This window comes from Plantactinospora sp. WMMB782 (assembly GCF_049179135.1).
GTDB lineage: Bacteria > Actinomycetota > Actinomycetes > Mycobacteriales > Micromonosporaceae > Plantactinospora.
Map to the genome: position 1 here is coordinate 1,906,720 of NZ_JBMHMC010000007.1, position 26,467 is coordinate 1,933,186.

The 26,467-nt window shown below is 73.2% G+C and carries 24 protein-coding genes and 1 pseudogene; 8 read left to right on the forward strand and 17 right to left on the reverse strand.

The window, feature by feature from the left end; genetic code table 11:
- Positions 1–29: 29 nt before the first annotated feature.
- Entirely contained in the window at positions 30–809 is a 780-nt protein-coding gene (locus tag ACN28A_RS10745) for a glucose 1-dehydrogenase (protein ID WP_421394624.1), read from the reverse strand.
- On the reverse strand, positions 809–2,611 hold the full coding sequence (locus ACN28A_RS10750) for a glycoside hydrolase family 15 protein (RefSeq protein ID WP_421394626.1): 1,803 nt from the start codon (positions 2,609–2,611) through the stop codon (positions 809–811). The genes ACN28A_RS10745 and ACN28A_RS10750 overlap by 1 nt, the downstream gene beginning before the upstream one ends.
- Positions 2,612–2,851: 240 nt before the next feature.
- On the opposite strand from ACN28A_RS10750, the gene ACN28A_RS10755 reads away from it, so the two are divergent.
- Entirely contained in the window at positions 2,852–3,871 is a 1,020-nt protein-coding gene (locus ACN28A_RS10755; RefSeq protein ID WP_421394628.1) for an ABC transporter substrate-binding protein, read from the forward strand.
- Between the two features lie 50 nt (positions 3,872–3,921).
- Here the strand turns inward: ACN28A_RS10755 and ACN28A_RS10760 are convergent, their stop codons facing one another.
- The 6 genes and pseudogenes from ACN28A_RS10760 to pdxH form a co-directional block, all read right to left on the reverse strand.
- On the reverse strand, positions 3,922–5,112 hold the full coding sequence (locus ACN28A_RS10760) for an acyl-CoA dehydrogenase family protein (RefSeq protein ID WP_421394630.1): 1,191 nt from the start codon (positions 5,110–5,112) through the stop codon (positions 3,922–3,924).
- Between the two features lie 110 nt (positions 5,113–5,222).
- A complete protein-coding gene (locus ACN28A_RS10765) occupies positions 5,223–5,522 on the reverse strand; it encodes a type II toxin-antitoxin system VapB family antitoxin (RefSeq protein ID WP_421394632.1) in 300 nt (99 codons plus the stop codon).
- A gap of 187 nt (positions 5,523–5,709) precedes the next feature.
- Positions 5,710–6,342 (reverse strand): nitroreductase family protein, encoded by a 633-nt coding sequence (locus ACN28A_RS10770; protein ID WP_421394634.1) that lies wholly within the window; start codon positions 6,340–6,342, stop codon positions 5,710–5,712.
- A gap of 32 nt (positions 6,343–6,374) precedes the next feature.
- The gene (locus ACN28A_RS10775; RefSeq protein ID WP_421394635.1) at positions 6,375–7,313 is read right to left on the reverse strand and encodes an aldose 1-epimerase family protein; all 939 of its coding nucleotides are present in this window, start codon (positions 7,311–7,313) and stop codon (positions 6,375–6,377) included.
- A gap of 475 nt (positions 7,314–7,788) precedes the next feature.
- Positions 7,789–9,003 (reverse strand): annotated as a pseudogene (locus ACN28A_RS10780) (MFS transporter); the annotation flags it as partial.
- 287 nt (positions 9,004–9,290) lie between these two features.
- Entirely contained in the window at positions 9,291–9,944 is a 654-nt protein-coding gene (pdxH, locus tag ACN28A_RS10785) for a pyridoxamine 5'-phosphate oxidase (RefSeq protein WP_421394638.1), read from the reverse strand.
- 246 nt (positions 9,945–10,190) lie between these two features.
- On the opposite strand from pdxH, the gene ACN28A_RS10790 reads away from it, so the two are divergent.
- The 3 genes from ACN28A_RS10790 (at position 10,191) to sepH (ending at position 13,897) form a co-directional block, all read left to right on the forward strand.
- Positions 10,191–11,297 carry a citrate synthase 2 gene (locus tag ACN28A_RS10790; protein WP_421394641.1) on the forward strand — a complete coding sequence of 369 codons (1,107 nt, stop codon included), beginning with the start codon at positions 10,191–10,193 and terminating at the stop codon, positions 11,295–11,297.
- Positions 11,298–11,508: 211 nt separating this feature from the next.
- Positions 11,509–12,636, forward strand: coding sequence for a phosphoserine transaminase (serC, locus tag ACN28A_RS10795; RefSeq protein ID WP_421394643.1), 1,128 nt, complete (start codon positions 11,509–11,511; stop codon positions 12,634–12,636).
- 190 nt (positions 12,637–12,826) lie between these two features.
- On the forward strand, positions 12,827–13,897 hold the full coding sequence (sepH, locus tag ACN28A_RS10800) for a septation protein SepH (RefSeq protein ID WP_421394646.1): 1,071 nt from the start codon (positions 12,827–12,829) through the stop codon (positions 13,895–13,897).
- Positions 13,898–13,913: 16 nt separating this feature from the next.
- Here the strand turns inward: sepH and ACN28A_RS10805 are convergent, their stop codons facing one another.
- The 6 genes from ACN28A_RS10805 to ACN28A_RS10830 form a co-directional block, all read right to left on the reverse strand.
- On the reverse strand, positions 13,914–14,702 hold the full coding sequence (locus ACN28A_RS10805; RefSeq protein WP_421394648.1) for a 2'-5' RNA ligase family protein: 789 nt from the start codon (positions 14,700–14,702) through the stop codon (positions 13,914–13,916).
- A 41-nt stretch (positions 14,703–14,743) separates the two neighbouring features.
- A complete protein-coding gene (locus ACN28A_RS10810) occupies positions 14,744–15,253 on the reverse strand; it encodes a hypothetical protein (RefSeq protein WP_421394650.1) in 510 nt (169 codons plus the stop codon).
- 61 nt (positions 15,254–15,314) lie between these two features.
- The gene (locus ACN28A_RS10815; RefSeq protein ID WP_421394652.1) at positions 15,315–16,205 is read right to left on the reverse strand and encodes a maleylpyruvate isomerase N-terminal domain-containing protein; all 891 of its coding nucleotides are present in this window, start codon (positions 16,203–16,205) and stop codon (positions 15,315–15,317) included.
- A 245-nt stretch (positions 16,206–16,450) separates the two neighbouring features.
- A complete protein-coding gene (locus tag ACN28A_RS10820) occupies positions 16,451–17,737 on the reverse strand; it encodes an MFS transporter (protein ID WP_421394653.1) in 1,287 nt (428 codons plus the stop codon).
- Between the two features lie 105 nt (positions 17,738–17,842).
- Positions 17,843–18,292 (reverse strand): MarR family winged helix-turn-helix transcriptional regulator, encoded by a 450-nt coding sequence (locus tag ACN28A_RS10825; RefSeq protein ID WP_421394656.1) that lies wholly within the window; start codon positions 18,290–18,292, stop codon positions 17,843–17,845.
- Between the two features lie 125 nt (positions 18,293–18,417).
- Positions 18,418–19,878, reverse strand: a complete 1,461-nt coding sequence (locus ACN28A_RS10830) for an NCS2 family permease (RefSeq protein ID WP_421404282.1) — start codon at positions 19,876–19,878, stop codon at positions 18,418–18,420.
- A 171-nt stretch (positions 19,879–20,049) separates the two neighbouring features.
- Between ACN28A_RS10830 and ACN28A_RS10835 the strand changes: the two genes are divergently transcribed.
- Positions 20,050–20,253 (forward strand): DUF2530 domain-containing protein, encoded by a 204-nt coding sequence (locus ACN28A_RS10835; protein WP_421404284.1) that lies wholly within the window; start codon positions 20,050–20,052, stop codon positions 20,251–20,253.
- Positions 20,254–20,324: 71 nt separating this feature from the next.
- On the opposite strand, the gene ACN28A_RS10840 is transcribed toward ACN28A_RS10835, so the two are convergent.
- Entirely contained in the window at positions 20,325–21,164 is an 840-nt protein-coding gene (locus tag ACN28A_RS10840) for a DUF3027 domain-containing protein (RefSeq protein ID WP_421404286.1), read from the reverse strand.
- A gap of 98 nt (positions 21,165–21,262) precedes the next feature.
- Here ACN28A_RS10840 and ACN28A_RS10845 point away from each other — a divergent pair, with 98 nt between their 5' ends.
- Both ACN28A_RS10845 and ACN28A_RS10850 read left to right on the forward strand, forming a co-directional pair.
- Positions 21,263–23,029 (forward strand): MFS transporter, encoded by a 1,767-nt coding sequence (locus ACN28A_RS10845; protein WP_421394658.1) that lies wholly within the window; start codon positions 21,263–21,265, stop codon positions 23,027–23,029.
- Positions 23,029–23,673: a futalosine hydrolase gene (locus tag ACN28A_RS10850; RefSeq protein WP_421394660.1), complete on the forward strand. Its 645-nt coding sequence runs from the start codon at positions 23,029–23,031 to the stop codon at positions 23,671–23,673. Before ACN28A_RS10845 ends, ACN28A_RS10850 begins: the two co-directional genes overlap by 1 nt.
- Before the next feature lie 60 nt (positions 23,674–23,733).
- Here ACN28A_RS10850 and ACN28A_RS10855 read toward each other — a convergent pair whose 3' ends face one another.
- The gene (locus tag ACN28A_RS10855) at positions 23,734–24,591 is read right to left on the reverse strand and encodes a GNAT family N-acetyltransferase (protein ID WP_421394662.1); all 858 of its coding nucleotides are present in this window, start codon (positions 24,589–24,591) and stop codon (positions 23,734–23,736) included.
- Positions 24,592–25,274: 683 nt separating this feature from the next.
- On the opposite strand from ACN28A_RS10855, the gene ACN28A_RS10860 reads away from it, so the two are divergent.
- Entirely contained in the window at positions 25,275–26,105 is an 831-nt protein-coding gene (locus tag ACN28A_RS10860; RefSeq protein ID WP_421394665.1) for a 1,4-dihydroxy-6-naphthoate synthase, read from the forward strand.
- Here ACN28A_RS10860 and ACN28A_RS10865 read toward each other — a convergent pair.
- Positions 26,066–26,452: a cold-shock protein gene (locus ACN28A_RS10865; protein WP_101368382.1), complete on the reverse strand. Its 387-nt coding sequence runs from the start codon at positions 26,450–26,452 to the stop codon at positions 26,066–26,068. The two genes, ACN28A_RS10860 and ACN28A_RS10865, sit on opposite strands and share 40 nt — an antisense overlap.
- Positions 26,453–26,467: the final 15 nt, after the last annotated feature.

Sequence of the window (26,467 nt, forward strand, 5' to 3'; positions counted from 1 at the left end):
CCGCGACCAGCGGTTCTTCCGCCGTGGCATCAGGCCCCCTGGCCCTGGTTCTGCATCAGGCCGCCGTCCATGAAGTAGGTCGACCCGGTCACGTAGTCGGCGTCGGAGCTGGCCAGGAAGACCGCCAGCCGGCCGATCTCGACAGGTTCGGCGGCCCGCTTGAACGGGATGCTCTGCACCTGCTCCTCCAGGTACTTCGGGTCGTCGATGGCCCGCTGGTTGAACGGGGTTAGCACCATGCCCGGCCCGATGTTGTTGACGTTGATCCCCATCGGGGCGAGTTCCAGCGCCATGCTCTTGGCCAGGTTGAGCAGCGCGCCCTTGCTGGTGTCGTAGTCCGAGCCGCCGGCCCGGGCCACCTCCTGGTGGATCGAGGTGATGTTGATGATCTTCCCTTTGCCGCCCTGGTCCCGGCGGTGCCGGGCGAACCGCCGCGAGCAGAAGAACGCGCCGTAGACGTTGACCCGGATCGCCCGGTCCCAGGTCTCGGTGTCCAGGTCGATCACCGGAATGCCCGAGGCGTCCACCCCGGCATCGTTTATGAGCACGTTCAGCTCGCCGAACTCGGCCAGCGCGGTGTCGAACATGGCGTCGACCTGCTGCTCGTCGCTGATGTCGCCGTGCACCACGACGGCCCGGCCACCGGCCTGTTCCACCTGCTCCCGGGTGTGCTGGGCGCCGTCGTGGTCGTGCAGGTAGTGCACCACCAGGTCGGCGCCCTCCTTGGCGAACTCGACAGCGGTGGCCTGCCCGATCCCCGAGTCCGAGCCCGTGATCAGGGCCGTCGTTCCTTCGAGCCGTCCGGTCATCAGCTTTCCTCCCCCGTCTGCGCCGCCCCGTCCGAGGCGGCGGTGGTGAGTTCCCAGGCCGCGTTGATCAGTCCGATGTGCGAGAAGGCCTGCGGAAAGTTGCCGAGCTGCTCGCCGGTGTGCGGGTCGACCTGCTCGGCGAGCAGCCCGAGGTCGTTGGCGACCGATGCCACGTTCTCGAACATCGCCGCCGCCCGGTCGCGCTCACCGGCCAGCACCAGGCAGCGCACCAACCAGAAGGAGCAGATCGTGAAGGCCGCCGGGTCCCCGGCCCAACGCCGGACCAGGCCGCCCCGGGAGAGCCGCTCCTCGACCAGCCGGATCGTGGCCCGCATCCGCTCGTCGGTGGCGGGCAGGAAGCCGGCGATCGGCATCAGCAGCACGCTGGCGTCGAGCTGGTCCGAGCCGAAGGCCCCGGTGTAGGCGCCGACCTCCGCGTTCCAGCCCTCCCGGAGCACCGTCTCGCGGATCTCGTCCCGGGTCGCCGTCCAGCGGGCCAGGTCCGCGGCGTCGCCCAGCCGGTCGCCGAACCGGACCGCCCGGTCCAGCGCCGCCCAGCAGCCGACCTTCGACGACACGTAGTGCCGGGCGGCGTCCCGGGCCTCCCACATCCCGGCGTCCGGCTCCCGCCAGGTCCGCATCGTCTGGTCGGCGAGGCTGCGCAACAGGTCGCGGACCTCGGGGCGCATCGGGTCGAGGTAGTCCCGCAGCCGCCAGGCGGCGTCCAGCACCTCACCGGGTACGTCGAGCTGGCGCTGGCGCCACGCCTCGTTGCCGACCAGCACCGGCGAGCTGTCCGCGTAACCGCGCAGCGTCTCGATGCGCCGCTCGGTCAGGTCCCGCTCCCCCTCGACACCGAACATGATCGGCACCGGTTCCTCGCCGATCCGGCCGACGGCCGAGGCGACCCAGCCGAAGAGCCGGTTCGCCTCGGTGGGGCAGGCCGCGACCCAGAGCGCCCGCAGGGTGAGGCTGAAGTCGCGCAGCCAGGCGTACCGGTAGTCGTAGTTGCGGTCGCCGCCGATCTCCTCCGGCAGTGATGTGGTCGCCGCCGCCACCACGGCGCCGCTCGGCGCGTAGGTGAGTCCCTGTAGCACCAGGGCGTTGCGCCGGACCAGTTCCGGGTATCGGCCCTGGTAGTCGTGGTGCGCCGCCAGGGACTGCCAACCGGCGAGCGTGTCGTCGAGCGCATCCGACCCGTCGACCGGCTGCGGCGCCGCCTCGTGGAAGGTCGGCCGGTAGGCCAGCACGAATGTCTCCCGCTGCCCGGCACCGACGGTGAACCGGACGGTCGCCTCGGCGCCGGAGACGGGCAACGGCATCGGGGCGGCCAGCGTCAGCGTCGTCGGCCCGGAGGTCGCCGTCAGTTCACCGTCCCGCCACACCAGGTACGCGGTGCGCCGGCCGTACTCGAACCGGGGGCAGTAGGAGAGTTCCATCGGGACGGTGCCGGAAAGTCCCTGCACCGACCGGACCAGGATGCCGGGCGACCGGCAGCCGATCGCGTGTCCCCGGGCACCGTGCTCCAGCAGCAGCCCGTCGGTGAGCGCCACCTCGCCGTGCGCGGTCCGGAAGACGGTACGCAGCACCAGGCTGTCCGGCAGGTAGTCCCGGTGCACCTCGAAGTGTTCCGTCGGCCGGATCCACCAGTGTCCGCCGGCGACGTCGAGCAGCCGGCAGAAGACCGAGGGCGCGTCGAACCGCTCCGGGCACCACCAGTTGACCGAGCCGGCACGGTCGACGAGCGCGGCGCTGCGACCGTCGGCCAGCAGCCCGTGCGCGGCGATGTCTCCGGCTTCCACGCGACGGGCTACCCCCGGGCCGCCGGCTCTAATCCCCCGCGCCCGCCCGAGCCGACGCCGTTCGGCTGACCCGGGCGGTCCCGCAGTTGCCGACGGGCAGGTCAGCGACGGTTCGACGGCGTCTACCCGACTTGACAAAGGCAACTTAGGTCAGGCTAACCTACGCCCGGCGGACGACAATGGTTCGCCGGCCGAACCCAGTTCCGCCCTGCGCAGCGACCAGCCAAGGAGCAGCACGTCATGCCGCACCCTCGTCAGTTCACCCGCCGGAACCTGCTCGGCGCGGCCGGCGCGCTCGGCCTCACCGCCCTGCTCGGCGCCTGCGGCCAGGACGACGAGCCGGGCACGGAGACCGGCTCCGGCGGTGCGTGGAGCTTCACCGACGACCGGGGCCAGACCGCCACCGCCGCCAGCCGGCCGAAGCGGGTCGTCGCGTTCGTCGGCACCGCCGCCGCGCTCTACGACTTCGGCGTCACCGAGTCACTCGTCGGCGTCTTCGGCCCGACCAAGCGCGCCGACGGCAGCCCGGACGTGCAGGCCGGCGACCTGCCGGTGGACAAGTTGACGGTCATCGGCAACACCTGGGGCGAGTTCAACATCGAGGCGTACGCCTCGGTCAAGCCGGAACTGCTTGTCACGCACGAGTACGAGAAGAACTCCCTCTGGTACGTGCCGGACGAGAGCAAGGACAAGATCGTGCCGTTGGCCCCGACGGTGGCCCTGGTCGCTTCCCGGGCCCCGCTGGACAAGGTGATCGGCCGGCACGCCGAACTCGCCGCCGCGCTCGGCGCCGACCTGAACGCCGCGAAGGTCACCGACGCCAAGGCCCGGTTCGAGGCCGCCGCCGCGAGCATCCGGGAAGCCGTGGCGGCCAACCCGGGCCTCCGGGTGCTCGCCTGCTCCGCCGCCGAGGACCTCTTCTACGCGTCCAACCCGGCCGTCAACTCCGACATCAACTACTACAAGTCGCTGGGCGTGGACGTGATCGTGCCGGACAAGCTCGACGACCTCGGCTACTTTGAGAGCCTGAGCTGGGAGAACGCCGACAAGTACCCGGCCGACGTGCTGCTGCTGGACAACCGCAGCTCGACGCTCCAGCCCAACGACCTGACCAGGAAGCCGACCTGGAGCCAGCTCCCGGCGGTCAAGGCCAACCAGGTAGTCGGCTGGAACAGCGAACCCCGCTTCTCGTACGCCGGCAGCGCCGCCGCCCTGGAGACGCTGGCCACCGCCCTCCGCTCCGCCCGCAAGCTGAGCTGAGCTGAGCTGAGCTGAGCTGAGGCTGGTCGCCCGGCCGCCGGGTCGCCGGGCTAGCCGCCGAACGCGGCGAGCCCGGTGAGCCGCTGCCCGATCACCAGCTGGTGGATCTCGGAGGTCCCCTCGTAGGTCAGCACGCTCTCCAGGTTGTTGGCGTGCCGGAGCACCGGGTACTCCCCGCTGATGCCGTTCGCGCCGAGAATGGTCCGGCACTGCCGGGCGATCGCGATCGCCTCCCGCACGTTGTTCAGCTTGCCGACGCTCACCTGCTCCGGCCGGAGTGTGCCGGCGTCGGCGAGCCGCCCCAGGTGCAGGGCCAGCAGATAGCCCTTCTGCAACTCGACAGCCATGTCGGCCAGCTTCGCCTGGGTCAGCTGGAAACCGGCGATCGGCCGGCCGAACTGGGTCCGGCTGCCGGCGTAGTCGAGGGTGGCGTGCAGGCAGTCCCGGGCGGCACCGAGGGCGCCCCAGACGATGCCGTAGCGGGCCTCGGTCAGGCAGCTCAGCGGGGCCCGCAGCCCGGTCGCCGCCGGCAGTTGGGCATCGGCCGGCAGCCGGACCCCGTCGAGGGTGATCTCGCCGGTCGAGGAGGCGCGCAGCGACATCTTCCGACGGATCTCCCGGGCCGCCACCCCGGGCGTTCCCATGGGTACGACGAAACCCCGCACCCCCTCCTCGGTGCGCGCCCAGACCACTGCGAGGTCGGCCACCGGCGCGTTGGTGATCCACATCTTGCCGCCGGAGAGAACCCAGTCGGAGCCGTCCCGCCGGGCCCGGGTGGTCATCGAGGCGGGATCGGAGCCGTGGTCCGGCTCGGTCAGCCCGAAGCAGCCGATCAGTTCACCCGTCGCCATCCGGGGCAGCCAGTGCCGCTTCTGCTCCTCGGAGCCGTACCGCCAGATGGCGTACATGGCGAGCGATCCCTGCACCGACACCAGCGACCGTACGCCGGAGTCGCCGGCCTCCAGTTCCAGGCAGGCCAGGCCGTAGGCGAGCGCCGAGGCACCGGCGCAGCCGTACCCCGTCAGGTGCATGCCGAGCAGGCCCAGCCGGCCGAACTCGACGGCCAGTTCCCGCACGGGGGCCTGACCGGCCTCGTACCAGCCGGCGACGTGCGGGCGTACCCGGGTGTCGACGAGCCGGGCCACGACGGACCGGATCTGGCGGTCCTCCTCGGTAAGCGTTCCGTCCAGGTCGAGCAGGTCGAGCGGGGGTGTCCCGGCCCGACCGGATTCCTCGGTCATGGCCGCCACCCTAGCCAGCCGGCGGCCACGGCGGCCCGCTCGGGCTTCCGGCCCCCGTCCGGCTCGGGACGTCCGCCCGGCGTCCTCGGCCGCCCCGGGAGGCGTCCGGTTCAGGGGGCCGGCAGCACCAGGACCCGGGCGTGGATCTGGTTGCGCTGCTGGAGCGCGGCGCGCAGCGCGCGGTGCAGCCCGTCCTCCAGATAGAGGCCGCCACTCCACTGCACGACGTGCGGGAAGAGGTCGCCGTAGAAGGTGGAGTCCTCGGCGAGCAGCTTGTCCAGCGCGAGCTCCCGCTTGGTCGTGATGAGCTGGTCGAGGCGCAGCGGGCGTGGCGGGATCTCTGCCCACTGCTTCAACGTGAGCCCGTGGTCCGGGTAGGGACGCCCGTCCCGAACCGCTTTGAAGATCACGACGGCACGCTCCTCCCCATGGCCGTGCTGGCCCGACCCCTCGCCCTGCTGCTCCGGCGGCCCGCCACCGACGCACGCCGCACGCTACCAACGACGCCCGTCAGCCTAGCGACCTCCGACTACCCCGTGGTTTGTCCGCCGATGTCAGTTTCGTTACTACTATCGGTAACCCATTGACTGGCTGCGGTCAGGACGTCAGCCCCCATCGTCCCCGGTGCACCACCTCGGCCGGCGGCCGGCGACCGCGCCGCAACGAGGGCGAACGGTGGTCCGGGGCCGGGTAGCCGATGCTGAGCGCGCCGATCGGCATCAGCTCCGCCGGCACCCCGAACGCCGCCCGGAACGAGTCGACCCGCTCCGCCGGGATGCCGAAGAAGCAGGCGCCGAGCCCGGAGTCCACCGCCGTCAACAGCATCAACAGCGCGGCGAAGCCGGTGTCGACATACCAGTACGGCACCGGCCAGCGGGACTCGTCACGGTCCGTCCAGCCCTTGTCCGGCTCGGCGTACCGGTCGAGATAGGCCGCCCGGTCCGCCAGCGGTACGACGATCAGCGGCGCCCGGCGCATCCCGGCCAGCCACCGGCTCTGCCCCCGGCCGGCCGGGTCGGGCCGGGGGGTGTCCGGGGCGGTCGCCGTCCAGAACAGTTCCCGGTCCGCCGGCTCGGTCAACACCAGGAACGCCCAGCCCTGGGAGAACCCGGCCGACGGGGCCCGGACGGCGTGCTCCAGCAACCGGTCCACCAGCTCGGCCGGGACCGGCCGGTCCGGGTCGTAGTTGCGGACCATCCGCCGCCGCCGGACCACCGTCGAGAACTCCATCGCGAGCGCCGCCTCTCCGCGTCAGGCCCGTGTCAGGCGCCGGGCCGGATGCCCCAGCTGCCCTGCCAGGTCTGCCCCGGTTCGAGGACGATCACGTCCCGGCCGGAGCGGAACGCGTCCGGCGGGCAGGTCATCGGCTCCACCGCCACCGACCGCCGGTAGCGGTCGCCGGTCAGGGTGTCCCCGGTGAAGACCTGCCACCAGCCGAACGACGGGTCGGCCCAGATGCTCACCGCCGCACCGTCGTCGGGAGCGGCAAGCGTGACGCTGGAACCCCAGTCGTGCACAAGCGCCGGGTCGAGGTCCCCGAAGGCCAGGTCCAGTACGGCCGGGCCGATCCGGCGGGGCTCGGTGAAGTCGTACTCCCCGCCGGCCACCTTCGCCGCCCCGATCGGCAGCAGCCGGCCGTCCAGCAGCAGCCGGCTGCGCCCCGGCACCCGCATTCGCAGGTCGTCCACGGCCACCCCGGGCAGTTGCAGGTACGGGTGCACCGAGAAACCGAACGGGCAGGGTTCCCGGCCGACGTTCGTGGCCTCGTGGCTCACCCGCAGCCCGTCGGCGCCGACCTGCCAGCGCGCCCGCATCGACAGCGGCCACGGGTAGCCCACCTGGGCCGGCATCTCGCAGGCCACCACCACCTCGTCCGGCCGCTGCTCGACAAGCCGCCAGGGCAGCCAGTTGACCAGACCGTGGATGGCGGTGTGCCGCTGCGGCTCGGTCAGCGGAAGTTGCAGCTCCTGCCCGGCGAAGGTGTACTTCCCGTCCCGGATCCGGTTCGGCCACGGCGCCAGCACCTGACCCGCGCAGCCGGCCGGCAGTTCGTCCTCCGCGTACCCGTCCAGGTAGTCCACGCCGTTCGCCCGGTACGCCCGCAGCCCGCCACCGACCTCGACCACCACGGCCTGCTGGTCGCCCGCCGAGATGGTCCACTGTGCACCGGAGAGCGGCCGGGCCGCCTTGACGTTGTCCATGCCGGGACGATAGCCGTTACCCGGGAGCCGCGCCGAGCTGACCGGCGGTAGCGCCCGGCTGACCGGGCCGCGGCGGGCCCTTCCCAAGGGGCGCAAGCAGCAACCCCCGGGGCACGACGGCCCCGGGGGTTGCTGTCTACGCTCAGCTGATTCGGGTTATCCCCGACTGATCCGGGTTATCCCCACTCGTAAGACCTCATAGTCACTACCTCCCCGTGGTTGAGTGCGCAGAGCGCAACATTAATCTTGGCCAGCCGACTCACGCCGAATGGCACCTGTCCGTGATCATATCGAAGAATCGCCGCTTCGGCTGTCGTGCCGCCACGCGGGGCCGGCCTCACGATCTTCGATGGTGGCCGTCGCGCACAGTCACACCGGCCGGCTCGGGACCGGCGTCCGCCCCGACCGACGCCGACCCGGCGGGCGCATCGGATCCGGCGGGCCCGTCCAGCAGGCGGTCGTCGTCGCTCTGTGGGGCCCGGTAGCGGACCAGCGCCGGGAAGAGGAGCCCGAGCAACAGCGCGAGTACCGCCGCGACCAGCCCGCCGCCCACCCAGGCGAAGCCGACCCCGAAGGCGGCGGCGGTGCTGCCGGCCCGCAGGTCACCCAGCCGAGGACCGCCGGCCACAACCGTGATGTTCACCCCCTGCAACCGGCCGCGCAGCCGGTCCGGGGCGTAGACCTGCAACATCGACTGCCGGAAGACCGCGCTTACCAGGTCGGCCGCCCCGGCCACCGCGAGCAGGACGACGGCCAACCAGAGCTGCCGGGCCAGGCCGGCGGCGGCGATCGCCAGCCCCCAGCCGACCACCGCGCCGACCAGGGCCAGCCCCTGCCGGCGTACCCGGCTGATCCAGCCGGAGGTGAGGCCGCCGAGCACCGATCCGATGGCGATCGCGCTGAACAGCCAACCGACCGCCGAACCGCCGCCGAACCGCTCCTGCGCCACCTCGGGGAAGAGCGCCCGGGGCATCGCCAGCACCATCGCGATGATGTCCACGGCGAAGGAGAGCAGCAGCACCGGAGTGGTGGCCAGATAGCGGAACCCGTCCACCACGCTGGCCAGGCCGACCCGCCGGGGCTGCCCGCCGTCGTCCAACGGCGGCATCGGAGGCAACCGGTAGGTGGCCCAGAGCGAGACGGTGAAGAGCAGCGCGTCCACCCCGTACGCCACCGGGAGCACCACCTCGACCGGGCCGGCCGAGAAGATCAGACCGGCGGCGAGCGGACCGATCACACCACCAGCGGTCGTCGTGGTGTAACCAAGGGTGTTCGCCGCCGGCACCAGCGAGGCGGGCACCAGCCGGGCGATGATCGCCTGCCGGGCCGGCGAGCTGATCGCGAACGCGGTGGTCTGCACCGCCACCAGCACCAGCAGCAGCACCGGGCTGCCGACCCGGAACACCGCCTGGAGCAGCAGCCCGCCGGTGGAGAGCCACATCAGCAGCGAGCTGGCCAGCAGCAGCTTGCGCCGGTCCACCGCGTCGGCGACGGCACCGCCCCAGAGGCCGAAGACCAGCAGCGGGACGAATCCGGCGATGCCCAGCAGTCCGACCCAGAACGACTCGCGGGTCAGCGCGAACATCTCCACCGGTACGGCGACAGCGGTGAGCTGGAAGCCGAACATCGAGACGCCGTTGCCGATCCAGAGCCGCCGGTACGCCGGCACCCGCAGCGGTCGTACGTCCATCGCCCACCGGGCGAACCGCCCCCCGGACCCGGCCCTGACCGCGGCGGCGGCCGGCTCGGCGGTCCCGGCCAGCCCCGACCCGGCGGCGGCCTGGCCCGGTTCGGCGGCGGCCCGGCCCGGTGCGGCGGCGCCGGCCGCGGTCTGGTCCGGCGTCACGGTCCCGGCAGCGGTCCGGTCCGGTGCGGCGGTCCGGGCGGCGGGCTGGCGCGACGCGGCGGAGCCGGCCGCGGTCCCGCCGGGCGGGGTGGAGTCGCCGTCCCCCCGTTCGGCGGCGGGATCAACGCCGGTCAAGGCGCCAGCCGCTCGATGATCCAATCGTCAGCACCGGTCCGACGGTAGCGCAGTCGATCGTGCAACCGGCTGGCCCGTCCCTGCCAGAACTCCACCGTCGCCGGCACCACCCGCAGGCCGCCCCAGTGCGGTGGCGGCGGCACCGGCACGCCGTCCGGAAACCGCTGCGCGACCTCCCGGAACCGGTCGTCCAGGGCGGCCCGGTCGGCGAGCACCTCCGACTGCGGGCTGGCCCAGGCACCGAGCTGCGAGCCGCGCGGCCGGGTGGCGAAGTACGCCTCCGTCTCGGCCCGGTCGACCGGCCCGATCGTGCCGCAGACCACCACCTGCCGCTGCATCGGGAACCACGGCAGCAGCAGGCTGGCGTACGGGTTCGTCCCCGCCTCGGTGCCCTTGCGCGACCCGTAGTTGGTGTAGAAGACCAGCCCGCGCTCGTCGTACCCCTTCAGCAGGACCGTCCGGGTGCTCGGCCGGCCCCGGTCGTCGGCGGTGGCCACCACCATCGCGTTCGGCTCGGGCAGCCCGGCGGCGACCGTGTCGAGGAACCAGCGGTGGAACTGGGTCCACCAGTCCGGCGCCAGATCCGCCTCGGTGAGCCCGTCGACCGACCCGTACTCCCGGCGCAGCCCGGCCGGCGGTGTGTCCCGCATCACGTCACATCCCTGTTCCTCGATCGAAGCCGGAGCGCCCGCACCGACCCGCCCGCCTCCGGTGGACGTCCCGGGGTCGGGCACCTCCGGACCGGCCCGTGTCGCGTGTAGCACAACCGTGACCTCTCGCAAAGTTAGTTACCCAGCAGGCAAGATGGCACGAATACATCGCTGAGTACGCAAGGGCCCGCGCCGGGCACCGCCGGGCGGGCCCGCAACGCACGGACGACCGATCCAGGAGCGCGCATGTCCGACTTCAAACCGGGGCTGGAAGGCGTGATCGCCTTCGAGACCGCCATCGCCGAGCCTGACAAGGAAGGAGGGGCGCTGCGCTATCGCGGGGTCGACATCGAAGACCTCATCGGCCAGGTTTCCTTCGGCAACGTCTGGGCGCTGCTCGTGGACGGCCGGTTCGGTCCCGGCCTGCCCCCGGCCGAGCCGTTCCCGGTGCCGGTGCACTCCGGCGACATCCGGGTCGACGTGCAGTCGGCGGTGGCGATGCTGGCGCCGTACTGGGGGCTCAACCAGTTCCTCGACATCTCCGACGAGCAGGCCCGGGAGGACCTGGCCCGGGTCTCGGTGACCGCGCTCTCCTTCGTCGCCCAGTCGGCGCGCGGGCTCGGGCTGCCGGCCGTACCGCAGAAGGAGATCGACAAGGCGGAGACGATCGTCGAGCGGTTCATGAAGCGCTGGCGGGGCGAGCCCGACCCGAGGCACGTCAAGGCGGTCGACGCCTACTTCATCTCCGCCGCCGAGCACGGGCTGAACGCCTCCACCTTCACCGCCCGGATCGTCGCCTCGACCGGCGCCGACGCCGCCGCGTGCATCTCGTCCGGGATCGGTGCCCTCTCCGGGCCGCTGCACGGCGGTGCGCCGTCCCGGGTACTGCACATGATCGAGGCCGTGGAGCGCAGCGGCGACGCCGAGGGGTACGTCAAGGGCGTACTCGACCGGGGTGAGCGGCTGATGGGCTTCGGGCACCGGATCTACCGGGCCGAGGACCCGCGCGCCCGGGTGCTCCGGCGTACCGCCAAGGAACTGGGCGCGCCGCGTTTCGAGATCGCCGAGGCGCTGGAGAAGGCCGCGCTGGCCGAGCTGCACGCCCGCAAGCCGGACCGGGTACTCGCCACGAACGTCGAGTTCTGGTCGGCCGTGGTGCTCGACTTCGCCGAGGTACCGGCGCACATGTTCACCTCGATGTTCACCTGTGCCCGGATGGGCGGGTGGAGCGCGCACATCCTGGAGCAGAAGAAGCTGAAGCGGCTGGTCCGGCCGGCCGCCCGGTACACCGGTCCCGGCCCCCGCAAGCCCACCGAGGTAGAAGGCTGGGACGCCGTCCCGCACGACGTCTGAGCTGTAAGGAAGGGCCCCCGCACATCGTTTTCGGGATATGCGCGGGCCCTTCCATGCACCTCACCCCGGACTGTGGGGCAGAACTCAGCCGGCGCGGTGGGATCGGCGCCCGGGTGGTCCGGCGGAGGTGCGAGGATGGGCGGGCGGCAGCGTCGCCGGCAACCCGCTCGGCTCACGGGCCTCTCGGCCCACCGGAAGGATCTTCGTAACCGTGGCTGACGTATCGACCATTCGGATCCCCGAAGAGATCAGACCTGCTGACGGCCGGTTCGGCTGCGGCCCCTCCAAGGTGCGTCCGGCCGCGGTCTCCGCGCTGGCCGACGTCGCGACGACGTACCTCGGCACTTCGCACCGGCAGAAGACCGTGCGCGACCAGGTCGCCCGACTGCGCCGGGGCATCGCCGAGTTCTTCTCCCTGCCCGAGGGCTACGAGGTCGTACTCGGCAACGGCGGCACCACCGCCTTCTGGGAGGTCGCCACCTTCGGTCTGGTCCGCGACCGGGCCCAGTTCGCCAGCTTCGGCGAGTTCGGCGCCAAGTTCGCCAAGTCCGTCGCCGACGCACCGTTCCTGGGCCAGCCGACCGTGCGGAAGTCCGAGCCGGGCAGCGCGCCGTCGCTTGTCGCCGAGGCCGGCGTCGACGTCTACGCCACCCCGCACAACGAGACCTCGACCGGTGTCGCGGTGCCGATCCGCCGGGTGGCCGGCGCCGACGACGACGCGCTGCTGCTCGTCGACGCGACCTCCGGGGCGGGCGGGCTGGAGGTGGACGTCCGGGAGACCGACGTCTACTACTTCGCCCCGCAGAAGTGCTTCGGCTCCGACGGCGGGATCTTCCTGGCCCTGATGTCGCCGGCCGCGCTGGCCCGGGCCACCGAGATCAGGTCCTCGGGGCGGTACATCCCGGCCTTCCTCGACCTGGTCACCGCGATCGACAACTCGCGGCTGGAGCAGACGTACAACACCCCGGCGCTGGCCACCATCTTCCTGGCCGCCGAGCAGACCGACTGGATGAACGCGCAGGGCGGGCTGGCCTGGGCGGCGAAGCGCACCGCCGAGAGCGCCGCGGCCGTGTACGGCTGGGCCGAGCGTTCCGCCGTGGCGACACCCTTCGTGACGGATCCGGCACTGCGCTCCAACGTGGTGGCGACGATCGACTTCGCCGACGGGGTCGACGCGACAGCGATCGCCAAGGTGCTGCGGGCGAACGGGATCGTCGACACCGAGCCGTACCGCAAGCTCGGCCGCAACCAGCTGCGGATCGCGCTCTTCCCGGCCGTCGAGCCCGGCGACGTGGAAGCCCTCACCACCTGCGTCGACTACGTGGTCGACCGGCTCTGAGCCCCGCCGCCACCCGGGTCGGGCCGGTCGGCCGGACCGCCCGACCCGAGTGGATCGAAAGACGCAGCTCACCCGCGACATGCGGGCGCGCCTCTCCCCAACGGGTGACCGAGCGGCGTACCGTGTGACGAGGACGCCCGGGTGGCTGACCCGTGGCGTGGGGCCAGCGAGGCGGGACGGAGGCAACGCGATGCGGCCAGTACGCTTCGTCGCCCTCTCCGAGGACGGCCAAGCTATGGTGCTCACCGACGAGGTGGGCCGTCTTCTCGCGCTGCCGATCGACGAGCGGGTCGCGACCGTCCTGCACACCGAGCCGGGCAGCGCTCCACTGGCCGTGGCCGGTCCCGGCACCGAACCGGCACCCTCACTGTCGCCAAGGGACATCCAGGCCCGGATCCGCTCCGGCGAGTCCGCCGAGGACGTGGCCCGGATCGCCGGGGTGCCGGTCGACCGGGTGCTGCGGTACGCCGGCCCGGTGCTCCAGGAGCGGGCGATGCTCGCCCAGCACGCCCGGCGGACCCGGCTGAAGAACGCCGAGAACCAGTCCCCGCTCGCCGAGATCGTCGACGGTCGGCTCTCCCAGCACGGCATCGACACCGAGAAGATCTCCTGGGACGCCTACCGGCGTGACGACGGCACCTGGCGGATCATCGCGACCTGGCCCTCCGGCAAGGCCACCGCACAGGCGATCTGGGATCTCGACAAGGCCCGCCAGGCGGTGACCCCGCACGACGACATGGCGCAGTACCTGTGCGCCGAGCGGCCCGCGCCGCTGCTCGGCCAGGAGCCCGCGCCGGAACGCGGTGGCCACGCGCTGCCCGGCCCGTCCCGGGTGGAGCCGGGCCGTGGCGGGCACGGCCTGCCGGCCGCCGCCGGTGACCATCCGCGTCCGAGCCGCGACCCGATCCGGGCCGGCCGGGACGCGCTGCTCGCCGGGCTGGACCGGCCGCTCGGCTCGACCGCCGGGCGCGGGCTCGACCCGGCCGCGTCGATGGCGTCGCCGGACGCGCCCCGGCAGCGTCCCGTCGCCGGTGGCGCCGCCGCACTGCTCGGCGGTGGTCCCGGCTCCGCGTTCGACGACGACGCCGACGCGCCGAAGGAGGTCCCGGCGGTGCCGTCGCTGGCGGTGCTCCGGCCGCGCCGGGCCGCGGCAGCCGGTTCCGGTGAGTCCGGTGACGCCGCCGGCAAGCCGCGCAAGCGCCTGCCGAGCTGGGACGACGTCCTCTTCGGCGGCGGTCCCGCCGCCCGCGAAACCTCCTGACCCCGGCGGTACGCCGCTACAACGGCCAGCTCGCCAGCCGGTCGTACACCGGCCGGGGGCCGAGCTGACTGCTGACCAGCACCAGCTCGGTCGCCGGCCAGGACGGTCCCAGATAGCCGTCGAGGGTGCCCAGGTCCTCGTCCAGACTTTCCGGGTCGAGCCGCTCGCCGGGGCGGGCCAGGGTGAGGTGCGGTCGCAGCGGCCGGACGTCGAACGGGATCCTGGCCCGGCGCAACTCCCGGCGGACCGTCGCGCCCAGCCGGCGCAGTACGTCGACCTCGCCGCGCAGCCCCACCCAGAGCACCGTGAACCGTCCCCGGCCGAACCGCCCACCGCCGCCGAACCGGAGCCGGGGCGCCCGCCGCCCACCGGACGTCTCCGGCCCGGCCCGTCCCGCCAGCCGCCCACCGGACGTCTCCGGCCCGGGTCGTCCAGTCAGCCGCCCACCGGACGTCTCCGGCCCGGGTCGTCCAGTCAGCGGACCGCCGGACGTCTCCGGCCCGGGTCGTCCAGTCAGCGGCCCGCCGGACGTCTCCGGCCCGGGTCGGCGGGCCGTGCCGCGCCGACGCCGCGTCGGCGGACGGTGCCACATCCCGACCGCCCGGGAGAGCGCCTCCTCGACCACGGGCAGCCGCTCGTCCGGCACCTCGCCGAGGAACGCGACGGTCACGTGCAGCGTCGACGGGGCGGTCAGCCGTACGTTGACCCCGGACCGGGCCGCCGCGCCGATCCGGAGCCGGTGGACCTGCGCGACGATGTCGTCCACGGCCTCCGGCGGTGGATAGATGGCCACGAAGAGACGCACCTAGCGCACCCTTCGGCGGCAGCGGGTCGCGGGCTGGCGGCTCAACCGCTGCCCTGGCGCGGCCCGGGCTGCGGGGACGGCAGGACCAGGCCGGCGGCCTGCAACTCGCCCTCGACGCGTACCCGCTCGATCTCCAGGTCGATGCCGTCGAGGTCGCCGAGGTGTTCGGCCACCCCGAGGCACCGGCTGGCCAGGCGCAGCCGGTCGTCGTACGCCTCCAGCACCGCGGCCTGCCAGACCCGGGACCGGCCGGCGATGCTGAGCCGCTGGTCGCCCAGCCGGCGCAGGTCGGCGGCGATACGTTCGATCGCCGGGTGATCCACCTGGTCGAGTCCGGAAAGATCGACATCGCCGGCCCGGGGGTCCACTTCGAACGCCTGGTCCAGCCGACTTATCGTCCGGCGCGAGCGGCGGTCCTCCCGGCGCTCGGCGAGCCAACCGGCGAGCCGGTCGACCAGCTCGTCGGCGAAGATCAGCGCGGCCAGGGCGACCGGCAGGCAGATCGTGGCAAGGAGGGCCAGCGGCAGCGCGAATGCATGCACGATGGCCACGTTCTCCGACGCTAACCGGCGGCTCCCCGGCCCGCTACCGGTTTTGCACGGAACGGGGTGTTCAGCGGGTAGCCGGGGCGAGGGCGAGGCGCAGCCGGTCTACGGCCGCCCGGTCGCCGGACCAGGCGATCGCATCGTCGTCGTGGCGTCGCCAGAGCCAGAGCAGCATCCGGTCCGGACTCGCGCTGACGGTCGCCGCCGGCCCGGCAGTGGCGGTCCCGGACGGGCCGGCGGTCGCGTTCCCGGACGGGCCGGCGGTCGCGCTCGACGCCGGGCCGGCGGTCGCGCTCGACGCCGGGCCGGCGGTCGCGTTCCCGGCCGAGGCGACCGGGACGGTGGCCGCGAGTGCCGCCGCCCGGTCGGACGCCACCGTCGCACCGTCCGGGCCGAGCCGGACCAGCCAGCTCGCCGGCCCGGCGGTGGCCAGGATCTCGACCGCGGACCCGGGAAGCACCTCGGCGAAGTCCTCCGGCCAGCGCCGGGAACGATAGCCCAGGAAGAGCCGCAGCACCTCGTCGATGCCGTCGGTGGCGAGGTCGGCCGGGATCTCCGCCACCGACCGCCCAATCGCCAGCTCCGCGTCCACCCGGTGGATGACCGTCTCCTGTGCCATCCGGCGGAGCCAGAATCCGACGGTCTGGTCCGGGTCGTACCAGGTGGGGGCGAGCGCGGCCGGGTCGCGACCGTCGAACTCGGCGTCCAGCGCCCGGCAGGCCCGGTCGAAGAGCGGCAGTGGCTCCTCGGCGGAAACGTCCGGCGGCCACGACGAGGGGATCCGGCCCGTCCGCATGCACTCCACCTTGTGCAGGTAGGTCACGGCGACGTGCCGGACGAGGTCGGCAACTGTCCAGTCCGGACAGCCCGGCACGTCGGCCGCCAGGTCGGTGGCGGCGACCTGGCGCAGCCGCGCCTGGTCGGCGGCCAGGCACTCCAGAAGTCGCACACGCAGCATGGGCCCAGCTAACCAGAAGGGTCCGACGCCCGCAGGGCGCCGCGCCATCGACAGCCCTCGGGCGAGCACGCCCTGCCGTCGTCGGGCCAGGGGCGGACGCGCCCGCCACCAGCGGGCCCGACGGGCGAACACGCCGCGCCGTCGACGGGCCAGGGGCGGACGCCCCGCCGTCAGCGGGCCCGACGGCAGGCGCGCCGCGATCGACGGCCCTCGCGGCGGATGCGCCGCGCGCCACCAGAGGCGGTTCAGGTGTCGGCCGGATGCACCACGTAGAAGCGGGGCAGCGGGAGGATGCGCAGCCGGAGTCGGGTACCGGTGCGGTGCAGTTGCCAGACCAGCGCCGTACCGGCGGCGGCCAGCGAGATCAGGCCGCCGATCCAGATGCTCGCCCCGGCGCCGAACCGCTCGGCGATCCAGCCGATGATCGGCGCACCGACCGGGTTGGAGCCGAGGAAGACGAGCACCCAGAGTGCCATCACCCGGCCCCGGAAGGCCGCGTCGACGCCGAGCTGCACCCGCTGGTTGGACGCCTGGGCGAAGAAGACCATGAAGAACCCGGTCAGCGGCAGCAGCGCCACCACCATCCAGTACGCGGGAGCGAGCCCGACCAGCGTGCCGCAGACACCGGTGGCCACGGCCGCGCCCAGCACCACCCAGACCGACGGCCGGCTCCGCCGACCGCTGCCGGCGAGCGCGCCGACCAGCGCACCCACCGCGAGCGCGGTGGTGAACAGGCCGAACGAGGCGGCCCCGGTGTTGAAGGTGGTCTTGGCCAGCGCCGAGAGGGTGAGCTGGAAGTTGAACAGGGCCAGCCCCAGCACCGACATCAGCGCCATCGGCAGCACCAGGTCGGAGCGGCGGGCGACGTACCTGAGCCCGTCGATCACCCGGGCGGAGCCCCGCTCGGCGAGCGGCGGCAGCTCCTCGCGGTGCAGCTCGGTGGGGCGCATCAGCACCACGCAGACCACCGGGGCGATCGAGCTGACCGCGCTGACCAGGAAGACCGGGCCGACGTCGAAGAGGGCGATCCCCAACCCGGCCACCGCCGGGCCGATGATCCGGGCCGAGTTGAAGGTCGCGGCGGAGAGCGCCAGCGCGTTCGGCAGCAGCGGGGTGCCGACGAGTTCGGAGACGAAGGACTGGCGTACCGGGGTCTCGACCGCGTTCGCCACCCCGAGCAGGGCGGCGAAGACGAAGACGTGCCAGAGCTGGACGAGCCCGGTCAACACCAGCACGCTCATGCCGAGCGCCAGCACGCTCCAGGTGCAGTTGGCGAGGAAGAGCAGCAGGCGCTTGTCGTACCGGTCGGCGAGCCGGCCGGAGAGCAGGGTGAGCAGGAGCACCGGGGTGAACTGGAGCGCGATCACCACGCCGAGTGCGGAGGCGGAGTTGTCCGAGAGGTCCAGGACCAGCCAGTCCTGCGTGGTGAACATCATCCACACCCCGATCAACTTGATCAGTTGACCGGTGGCGAAGAGCCGGTAGTTGCGAACCGTCAGGGACTGGAAGGTGGTGCTCAGCTTTGCCCGCACTCGGGGTGCGCCTCCTCGGGTCGTACGCGTCATCCCGACCGCCTGCCGCTACGTCGCGGCCGTACGGTCCTGGTGGACGAAGCGGACCCGGTGTGCCGCGGCGCCCTAGGCGCGCGCCACCTTCTGCAGGATCTCGGCGGCACGGGCCAGCGTGTCGCGCTCCTCTGCGGTCAGCTCGGCGAGTCGGCCGGCCAGCCACTCGTTGCGGGCCCGGTCGAACTGGGCGAGCATCGCGCGGCCGGTGTCGGTGGTCGAGAGGATGACCTGCCGGCCGTCGGTCGGATGGGGGGTGCGCTGCACGAGGCCGCGCTCCTCCAGCTTCGCGACGATCTTGGTCATCGTCGGCGGCTGGACCCGTTCGGTGTCGGCGAGTTCGCGGGGGCTCAGCGCGCCGGCCAGCTCCAGGCTGGTCAGGGCGGAGAGCTGGGTCCCCGTGAGGTCGCCGACCGGCCGGGTCTGCCGTACCCGTCGGTTGAGTCTGGTGATCGCATCGCGCAGCATCGTCGCGAGCTGCGCCGGTGGCGTGCGCTTCGCCATCACCGTCCACTCCGTCACGGTCGTTAGCTTAACTAATAAGCTAGGCTAACGACCACCGACTATGACCACTGTCACCGCTGCCCGACGAACCGGCACACCTGCCGGAACGGCTGCCGAACAGGTTAGAACAGCCGCCGGTCGGCTCAGAACAGCACGCTCTCGATCGGACCGCGCAGGAAGTAGAGGACGAAGAGCGCGGCCACCCCGTACAGCAGCGGGTGCACCTCCCGGGCCTTGCCCCGGGCCAGCTTGACCACCACGAAGCTGATCACACCGGCGCCGATGCCGTTGGAGATCGAGTAGGTGAACGGCATCAGCACGATGGTCAGGAACGCCGGGATGGCGATCTCGTAGTCGGCCCAGTCGATGGTCCGCACCGCCGTCATCATCAGGAACCCGACGATCACCAGCGCCACCGACGCCGCCTCGAACGGCACCACCACGACCAGCGGGGCCAGGAACATCGCCAGCAGGAACAACCCGCCGGTGACCAGGTTGGCCGCCCCGGTCCGGGCACCCTCCGCGACTCCGGCGGCACTCTCGATGTACGACGTGTTGCTCGACGTGCTCGCCGCGCCGCCGGCCGCCGCCGCGATCGAGTCCACCAGCAGGATCTCCCGGGTACGCGGCGGCATCTTCTGCTCGTCGAGCAGCCCGCCCTCCTGGCCGACCGCCACCATCGTGCCCATGGTGTCGAAGAAGTCGGTGATCAACAGGGTGAAGACGAACATCAGCGCCACAAGTACCCCGGCCCGCTGCCAGGAGCCGAGCAGGTCGAACTGGCCCAGCAGGGACAGGTCCGGGGTGTCCACCACCCGCTCCGGCAGCGCCGGCACGTTCAGCGACCAGCCCGCCGGGTTCGGCTTGCCGTCCACCACCGACGGGCCGGCTCCGGCGATCGCCTCCACCACTATCGCCAGCACGGTCGAGGCGAGGATGCCGATCAGGATCGCGCCCTTGACCCGGCGCACCACCAGCACCAACGTGAAGAGCAGCCCGAGTACGAAGACCAGCGCCGGCCAGGTGACCAGTTTGCCGCCGATGCCCAGCCCGACCGGCACGGTGCCCGACTCGGGCCGCCGGACGAAGCCCGCGTCGACCAGCCCGATGATGGTCAGGAACAACCCGATGCCCACCCCGATGGCGGTCTTGAGCTGCGTCGGAACCGACCGGAACACGGCGGTACGCAGCCCGGTCAACACCAGCACGGCGATGATCACGCCCTCGATCACCACCAGGCCCATCGCGTCGGCCCAGGTCATCTGCGGCGCGATCTCGTACGCCACCAGGGCGTTGACGCCGAGGCCGGCGGCCACCGCCAGCGGGAACCGGCCGACCACACCCATCAGGATGGTCATCACCCCGGCGACAAGCGCGGTCGCCGCGGCCAGCGCCGGAATTGCCAGCCGGGCGTCGTCGCCGTCGACCGCGTTGCCCAGGATCAGCGGGTTGAGCACCACGATGTAGGCCATCGTGAAGAAGGTGGCGAGCCCGCCGCGCACCTCCCGGCCCACCGTCGAGCCGCGGGCGGTGATCTCGAAGTACCGGTCGAACGCGTTACCGGCGCCGGGTCGTCCGGCCGGCTTCGTCGGGGCGTTGTCCATCGCGTCCTCGCAGGGGGTGTACGAGCGTGCTCGGGTGATCGTCGATCGGGGCATCGTCCCAGATCACCCGTTACCGGCAAAGACCTTCCCGGTTACCAACCCCGACCGGCACGCCCGTACCCTTGAGCGGTGTCGGAGGAGAAGCAGCTGATCGAGCCGCTCGACCCGCCGATGGTCCCGTTCGCCGTCGCCGGGATCGTGATCTGGGCGGTCGTCGGGCTGGTGCTGCTGCTCTTCTTCCGGAACTGGCTCGCCGACACCGGCCGGGAGCACTGGCTCTGGACCTGCCTGGCCGGTTTCCTGGTCGGCTTTCCCGGGCTGGCCGTGATGCTCCGGCACGACGCCAACCGCCGTCGCCGCCGCGCCACCCGCTGAACCACTGCCCGCTGACCCGACCCATTCCGATCCGCCCGACCCGCCCCGATCCGCTGCCCGGGCGCGCCCGCTCAGCCGTGCCCGTACGGCTCCGGCGGCTCGGCGGCCTCGACCGAGCCGGGCGCCCGGCTGACCGCGATCGCCTCGACCTCGCTGTCGTCGTAGATCGTGGGTAGCTCGTCGACAGGCGTCTCGACCGACTCGATCATCGTCTCGGAGTGTGCCCCGCAACCGTGGTCGGCGCTCACCGCCCGCCCGTCGTCCGGGGCGAAGAAGTTTCCGCAGACCCCGAAGGACTGCCGGAGCGCGCCGGCCAGCGGCAGGTAGAAGCCGCAGGTGCCGCAGCGGGCGGCCCGGGGGGCGGCGACCGAGATCGGCGCGCTCGGGCCGTGGTCGCCGTCGTACCACCGCTGGGCGGTGTCGATCCGGCCCTCCCGGGACATCACCCGGGGCCGGCCGAGGCCCAGCTCCCAGGCCGTCTCCTCGACCGCCGGGTCGTCGGAGAGCAGGTAGCCGGGGGCGAGCCGCTCGTCGTCGGCCGGGGTGGGCAGCAGGTCGCCGACCCCGAGGTCGCCCGGCTGGAGCCGCTCCTGCCAGGGCAGCCAGCTCGGCGCCAGCAGCGCGTCCGGGCCGGGCAGCAGGAACGTCTCGCAGATGGTGACGTGCCGGCTGCGCGGCACCCTGGTCACCGTGACTGCCCACCGCCAGCCCTGGTAGCCGGGCAGCCGGCACTCGAAGAGGTGCGTCACGAGCCGGTCGCCCTCGGCGATGGCTCCCTGGTAGTCGCCGACGTCGGCGGGGTCGACCTCGGTGATGCCCTCCCGCGCCACGTCGACGGCGCTGGCGCAGACCTGGTCGAGGCGGGCGGCTCGGGCCGTGCTGCTCCTGGTCACCCACCCATTGTTGCCTATCCTTGACGGCGGGTCGGCGGCACTCCCCGCGCCTTCCCGCAGAGATATCTCCGCACAGGTGGCGACGGTCGCCGGCCGGATGGGCAAGGATGGTGCTCATGCCGCTGTTCACCCGTTCTGGGCGGTCGGTCCCCGGGCACGTCGTCGGTACGGCGATCCGGGCCGTCCGGCTGCTCTTCCGGGGTTCGCTCGGCAGTGCCCGCTGGACGACCCGCCGGGTCGCCCGGGTACGCGCCAGGGGTGCCGGTGGCGAGGCCGGGATGGTCCGGCTCTTCGACCTGCACGCCGCCTCGTGCGCCGGGGACACGCTGATCACGATCGGGCTGGCCGGGACGATCTTCTTCAACGCCCCGCTCGGCGAGGCACGCAGCAAGGTGGCGCTCTACCTGCTGGTCACCATGGTGCCGTTCGCACTGCTCGCCCCGGTTGTGGGACCGCTGCTCGACCACTTCCGGCACGGGCGCCGCTACGCCCTGGCCGCCACCATGCTCGGCCGGGCCTTCCTGGCCTGGTTGATCTCGGACTACATCCACGGTTTCGGCCTCTACCCGGCCGCCTTCGGCGTACTGGCGCTGTCCCGGGCGTACGGGGTGGCCCGTTCGGCGGCGGTGCCCCGGCTGCTGCCGGAGGGGATGGGCCTGTCCCAGGCCGGCGCCCGGGCCAGCGTCTACGGCTCGATCGCCGGTGCTCTGGTGCTGCCGATCGGGTTGGCCGCGTTCTGGTTCGGTCCACAGTGGCCGCTCCGGGTCGCCTCGTTGATCTTCCTGGTCGGCATGGTGATCGCGCTGCGGCTGCCGCCCCGGGCCGATTCCGACCCGCCGGAGACCGTGCCGAGGGCCTTCCAGGCGCTCCGCCCCGGCCGGAACGGGCGGGAGCGGGCGCTCAGCCGCAGCGGACCGGGCGGCCGGCTGGTGCTCAGCGCCCTGGTCGGCAGCGCCGCGCTGCGCGGCATCTACGGCTTCCTGCTGCTCTTCCTCGCCTTCGCGATCAAGGCCGGTGACCTCGACACCGAACTCTTCGGCCGGCAGCACGGCGCCGAGGTCGCGCTCGGCGCGGTCGGCGGTGCGCTCGGCGTCGGGACGTTCCTGGCCACCGCCGTGGGTACCCGGCTGCGCATCCACCGGCCGGTCGCGTTGCAGGCCGGCGGACTGGTCCTGGTGACCGTTGTCGGGGTCGTCGCCACGCTCCGGTTCTCCCTGCTGCTGGTCGCCCTGCTCTGCCTGGTCACCGCCGTGATCAGCGGCATCGCGAAGCTGGCCGTGGACGCCTCCATCCAGGAACGGGTGCCGGAGCGGCTCCGGGCGACCGGCTTCGCGCACTCCGAGACGGTGCTGATGCTCGCCTTCGTGGCCGGCGGTGGCCTCGGCCTGGTGCCGCTGGACGGCCGGATCGGGGTGGGCCTGCTCACCGGGCTCGCCGCCGCCGGCACCCTCTGGGCGTTCGTCGCCGCCACCCGGTTGCGCGGCGAGCGGCTCTCCGGGCGGGCGATGGCCGAGGCCGATCCTCCGCCCCGCACCGCACCGGACCGTCCGACCGGCAGGCGCCCCGGCGAGCGGCGCCCCGACCGCGAGCCTCCGGCCGACCAGCGTCCCGATCAGCGACCCGACCCCGAGCCCGCGGCCGACCGGTCGGCCGGGCGGGATCGCCCGGCCGACCGGCTGCCCGGTGGCGATCCGGCACCCACCTCCCCGGCCCCCGCGATGGCCCGACGGACCGGCGACGAGCCGCCCGGCGGCAGAGCGGACGACCCCGACCAGGATCCGCAGCTGGCGCCCCCCGGTTACCACATCTACCGGCCGTCGTCCGCGGTACCCAGCCCGGGGACGGGCGAGGAGGGCTCGCGCCGGGAGAACCGGGGGACGTAGTGGGCGACGGGATACTCGTGGTCACGGCGGTCGCCGCCGAAGCCGAAGCGGTACGCGCCGGGCTGGTCACCGACGCGGTCACCGTCGAACCGGTCGGGGTCGGGCCGGCCGCGGCCGCCGCCGGCACCGCCCGGCTGGTCGCGCTGGCCGAGGCGGCCGGACGGCCGTACCGCGCGGTGGTCAGTGCCGGCATCGGCGGCGGCTTTCCGGGCCGCGCCCCGGTCGGCGGGATCGTCGTCGCGACCCGCAGCGTCGCGGCCGACCTCGGCGCCGAGTCGCCGAACGGCTTCCTCCCCCTCGACGACCTGGGTTTCGGCACCAGCACGCTGCCCGTCGACCCGGGCCTGCTGGACGTGCTCCGGGCCGGGCTGCCACAGGCGGTCACCGGCGCGGTCCTCACCCTCAGCACCGTGACCGGCACCGCCGCGACCACGGCGGCCCTGCTGGCCCGGCACCCGGACGCGGTGGCCGAGGCGATGGAAGGGTACGGGGTGGCGAGCGCCGCCGTCGCCGCCAGGCTCCCCTTCGCGGAGCTGCGTACGATCTCGAACCCGATCGGCCCCCGGGACCGGTCGGCGTGGCGGATCGGCGACGCCTTCGCGGCGCTGACCGCCGCCTTCGGCACGGTCGGTCCGAAGCTCTGACCGGACCGGCGCCCCGCTCTCCGTCGCGTCCCCGGCCAGCCGGGCGGAAGGCGGTGGAAGTCAGCCGGGGCGGTGGAGGGTCAGCCGGACCGGGCGGCTCGCTTCGGGCACGAACCCGCAGCGGACCAGGAACTCCACGCCGTCGAACTCGGTCACCGCCCGAGCGACCCGGATCCCGACCCGGTCAATCTCGGCCAGCAGTTCGGCGAAGAGCAGGCGCCCGATACCGAGCCCTCGGCACGGGGCGACGACGACCACCCCGTCCAGCAGCACCTCCTGGTCCGACTCGCCCGGGTGGCCGAGTTCGACCGGATGCCGACCGCGCAGGTGCGCCCGCAGGTCGCCGATCAGCTCACCGTCGGGCAGTTCGGCCACCCACTGCCAACCGCCCGGCGGAAGACCCCCGGTGACGGCACGTACCCGCACCCGGCGCCGCATCTCCTCCCGCCAGCGTCGCCGGTCCCGCCGCTCCCGGCACAGGTCGAAGGTCGCCTCCGGCACCCTGAGCGGCCACTGCTCCGGCGGCAGGTTGTACCAGTGCGCCCACCAGGCTCCCGGCCAGTCCTTCGGCCCGTAGACGTCCCGCACGTCCAGGTGCGCGGGGTAGCGCCGCCCGCCCTCGTCGCGGCGGTGCTCGTGCGGATGCGCCGGCAGGCCCGCCAGCCCGAGCGTGCCGCCGGCCGCCAGCACCAGGCGCTCGACCGTGCGAAACCTCGGGTCGCCGGCCCGGCCCGCCTCGATCCGCGAGACCGTGCTCTTCGGCACCCCCGCCCGGGACGCCAGCTCACGCTGGCTGAGATCGGCCCGCCGCCGAAGCCTCCTGAGCAGCCCGCCGAGATCCAGCAGCCGATCGGGATCCAGCGGCTCGCCGGAATGCGGCGGCCCGTCGAGGCGCGGCGGCTCGCTCTGCCGTGTCATGGGAATCGATGGTCCAAGGTCCCATCGCACCCGCCAAGGCCGCTTCATCGGGCTGTGGACAACAGCGCACCCTGTGGATAACTTCCGGCACAACCGCTCGCCGAACCTGGGAGCACGACCGGGCAACTCCTGTTTCGGAGACTGTCGAGCTGCCCCGCCTGTGCACCCACTGAGCCCCCGCCGCCCGGGCCACCGGGCCACCGGGCCACCGGGCCACCGGGCCACCGGGCCACCGGGCCACCGGGCCACCGGGCCACCGGGCCACCGGGCCACCGGGCCACCGGGCCACCGGGCCACCGGGCCACCGGGCCACCGGGCCACCGGGCCACCGGGCCACCGGCATCGTAGGAGTGGGCTGCCCCGTTTGTGCACCCAGCTCGACAGTCTCCGTGGGAGGTAGTGCCGCTCGGACAGCCTGGACCGGCGGCCAGCCCCGCTCGGCAGCCTCGACATGCGGATATTGCCGATCGACAGCTCGACGTGCGGGTCTCGCGGCGACAGGCGCGACGCGGCGGGCACTCCCGGGCCACCCCCGGTGGCGAGGGTCGCGCGGTCGGCAGGCGCGGCGCGGGCGTTCCCGGTCGGCGGGCCGCAGGCGGCGTCCGACCACGGTTGACGTGACCTGGCCAACCGGGCGGGGACGGCAGGGCGGCGGCGGGAGGCGGCGGGGTTAGCGTGGGACCGTGGCGCTCTCCCTGGCGATCTCGCCCTGCCCCAACGACACCTTCGTGTTCCACGCCCTGGTGCACGGGCTGGTCCCCGGCGCACCGGCGGTCGACGTGACCTACGCCGACGTGGACGTGACAAACACCGCCGCCGAACGCGGGGCGTACGACCTGGTCAAGGTGAGTTACGCCGCGCTGCCGTGGCTGCTCGACGACTATCACCTGCTGCCCTGCGGCGGCGCGCTGGGCCGGGGCTGCGGCCCGCTGGTGCTGACCCGGGGTGATCTCGTCGAGCTGACCGGGGCGACCGTGGCGGTGCCGGGCGACCGGACGACCGCGTACCTGCTGTTCCGGCTCTGGTCGGCGCGGCGGCCTCCGGCGCGGATCGAGGTCGTCCCGTTCCACGAGATCATGCCGGGCGTGGCGGCCGGCCGGTACGACGCCGGGCTGGTCATCCACGAGGCCCGGTTCACGTACCCCCGGTACGGGCTGAGCGCCCTGGTCGACCTGGGACAGTGGTGGGAGGCCGAGACCGGCCTGCCGATCCCGCTCGGCGCCATCCTGGCCCGCCGGGGTGCCGTCGACCCGGCCGAGGCGACCGGCTGGATCCGCGACTCGGTACGCCGAGCCTGGGCGGAGCCGGCCGGCACCGAGGAGTACGTGCTCGCGCACGCCCAGGAGATGGAGCGCGACGTGGTCGACCGGCACATCGCGCTCTACGTCAACGAGTTCACCGCCGAGCTGGGCGCCGAGGGGCAGGCCGCGGTCGACGCCCTGCTCGGCCGGGCGGCGGCTGCCGGGCTGACCCCTCAGATCTCCAGTTCGCGGGCGACCGCGTGGACGAGCTGAGCCACCGTCTGCGCGGTCTTCCGGTCCGGGAACCGGCCCCGGCGCAGGTCCGGCTGGACCTTCGCCTCCAGTACCTTGATCATGTCTTCGACCAGGCCGTGCAGCTCCTCCGCCGGCCGGCGGCGCAGCTCCGCCATGGACGGTGGCGCGTCCAGCAGTTTCACCCCGAGCGCCTGCGCGCCCCGGCGGCTGTCCACGACGCCGAACTCGACCCGCTGGCCGCCCTTCAGGTCGGTGACACCAGCCGGCAGCGCGCCCTTCGGCAGGAACACGTCGCCACCCTCGTCACTGGTGACGAACCCGTAGCCCTTGGCCGCGTCGTACCACTTCACTCGACCCGTCGGCACCTGAAACCTCGACTC

Bases quoted from the DNA above. Each gene is read 5' to 3' on its own strand.
- ACN28A_RS10745 (WP_421394624.1), bottom strand. From the start codon at position 809: ATGACCGGACGGCTCGAAGGAACGACGGCCCTGATCACGGGCTCGGAC.
- ACN28A_RS10755 (WP_421394628.1), top strand. From the start codon at position 2,852: ATGCCGCACCCTCGTCAGTTCACCCGCCGGAACCTGCTCGGCGCGGCC.
- ACN28A_RS10760 (WP_421394630.1), bottom strand. From the start codon at position 5,112: ATGACCGAGGAATCCGGTCGGGCCGGGACACCCCCGCTCGACCTGCTC.
- ACN28A_RS10770 (WP_421394634.1), bottom strand. From the start codon at position 6,342: ATGGAGTTCTCGACGGTGGTCCGGCGGCGGCGGATGGTCCGCAACTAC.
- ACN28A_RS10775 (WP_421394635.1), bottom strand. From the start codon at position 7,313: ATGGACAACGTCAAGGCGGCCCGGCCGCTCTCCGGTGCACAGTGGACC.
- pdxH (WP_421394638.1), bottom strand. From the start codon at position 9,944: ATGCGGGACACACCGCCGGCCGGGCTGCGCCGGGAGTACGGGTCGGTC.
- ACN28A_RS10790 (WP_421394641.1), top strand. From the start codon at position 10,191: ATGTCCGACTTCAAACCGGGGCTGGAAGGCGTGATCGCCTTCGAGACC.
- sepH (WP_421394646.1), top strand. From the start codon at position 12,827: ATGCGGCCAGTACGCTTCGTCGCCCTCTCCGAGGACGGCCAAGCTATG.
- ACN28A_RS10815 (WP_421394652.1), bottom strand. From the start codon at position 16,205: ATGCTGCGTGTGCGACTTCTGGAGTGCCTGGCCGCCGACCAGGCGCGG.
- ACN28A_RS10830 (WP_421404282.1), bottom strand. From the start codon at position 19,878: ATGGACAACGCCCCGACGAAGCCGGCCGGACGACCCGGCGCCGGTAAC.
- ACN28A_RS10835 (WP_421404284.1), top strand. From the start codon at position 20,050: ATGGTCCCGTTCGCCGTCGCCGGGATCGTGATCTGGGCGGTCGTCGGG.
- ACN28A_RS10845 (WP_421394658.1), top strand. From the start codon at position 21,263: ATGCCGCTGTTCACCCGTTCTGGGCGGTCGGTCCCCGGGCACGTCGTC.
- ACN28A_RS10855 (WP_421394662.1), bottom strand. From the start codon at position 24,591: ATGACACGGCAGAGCGAGCCGCCGCGCCTCGACGGGCCGCCGCATTCC.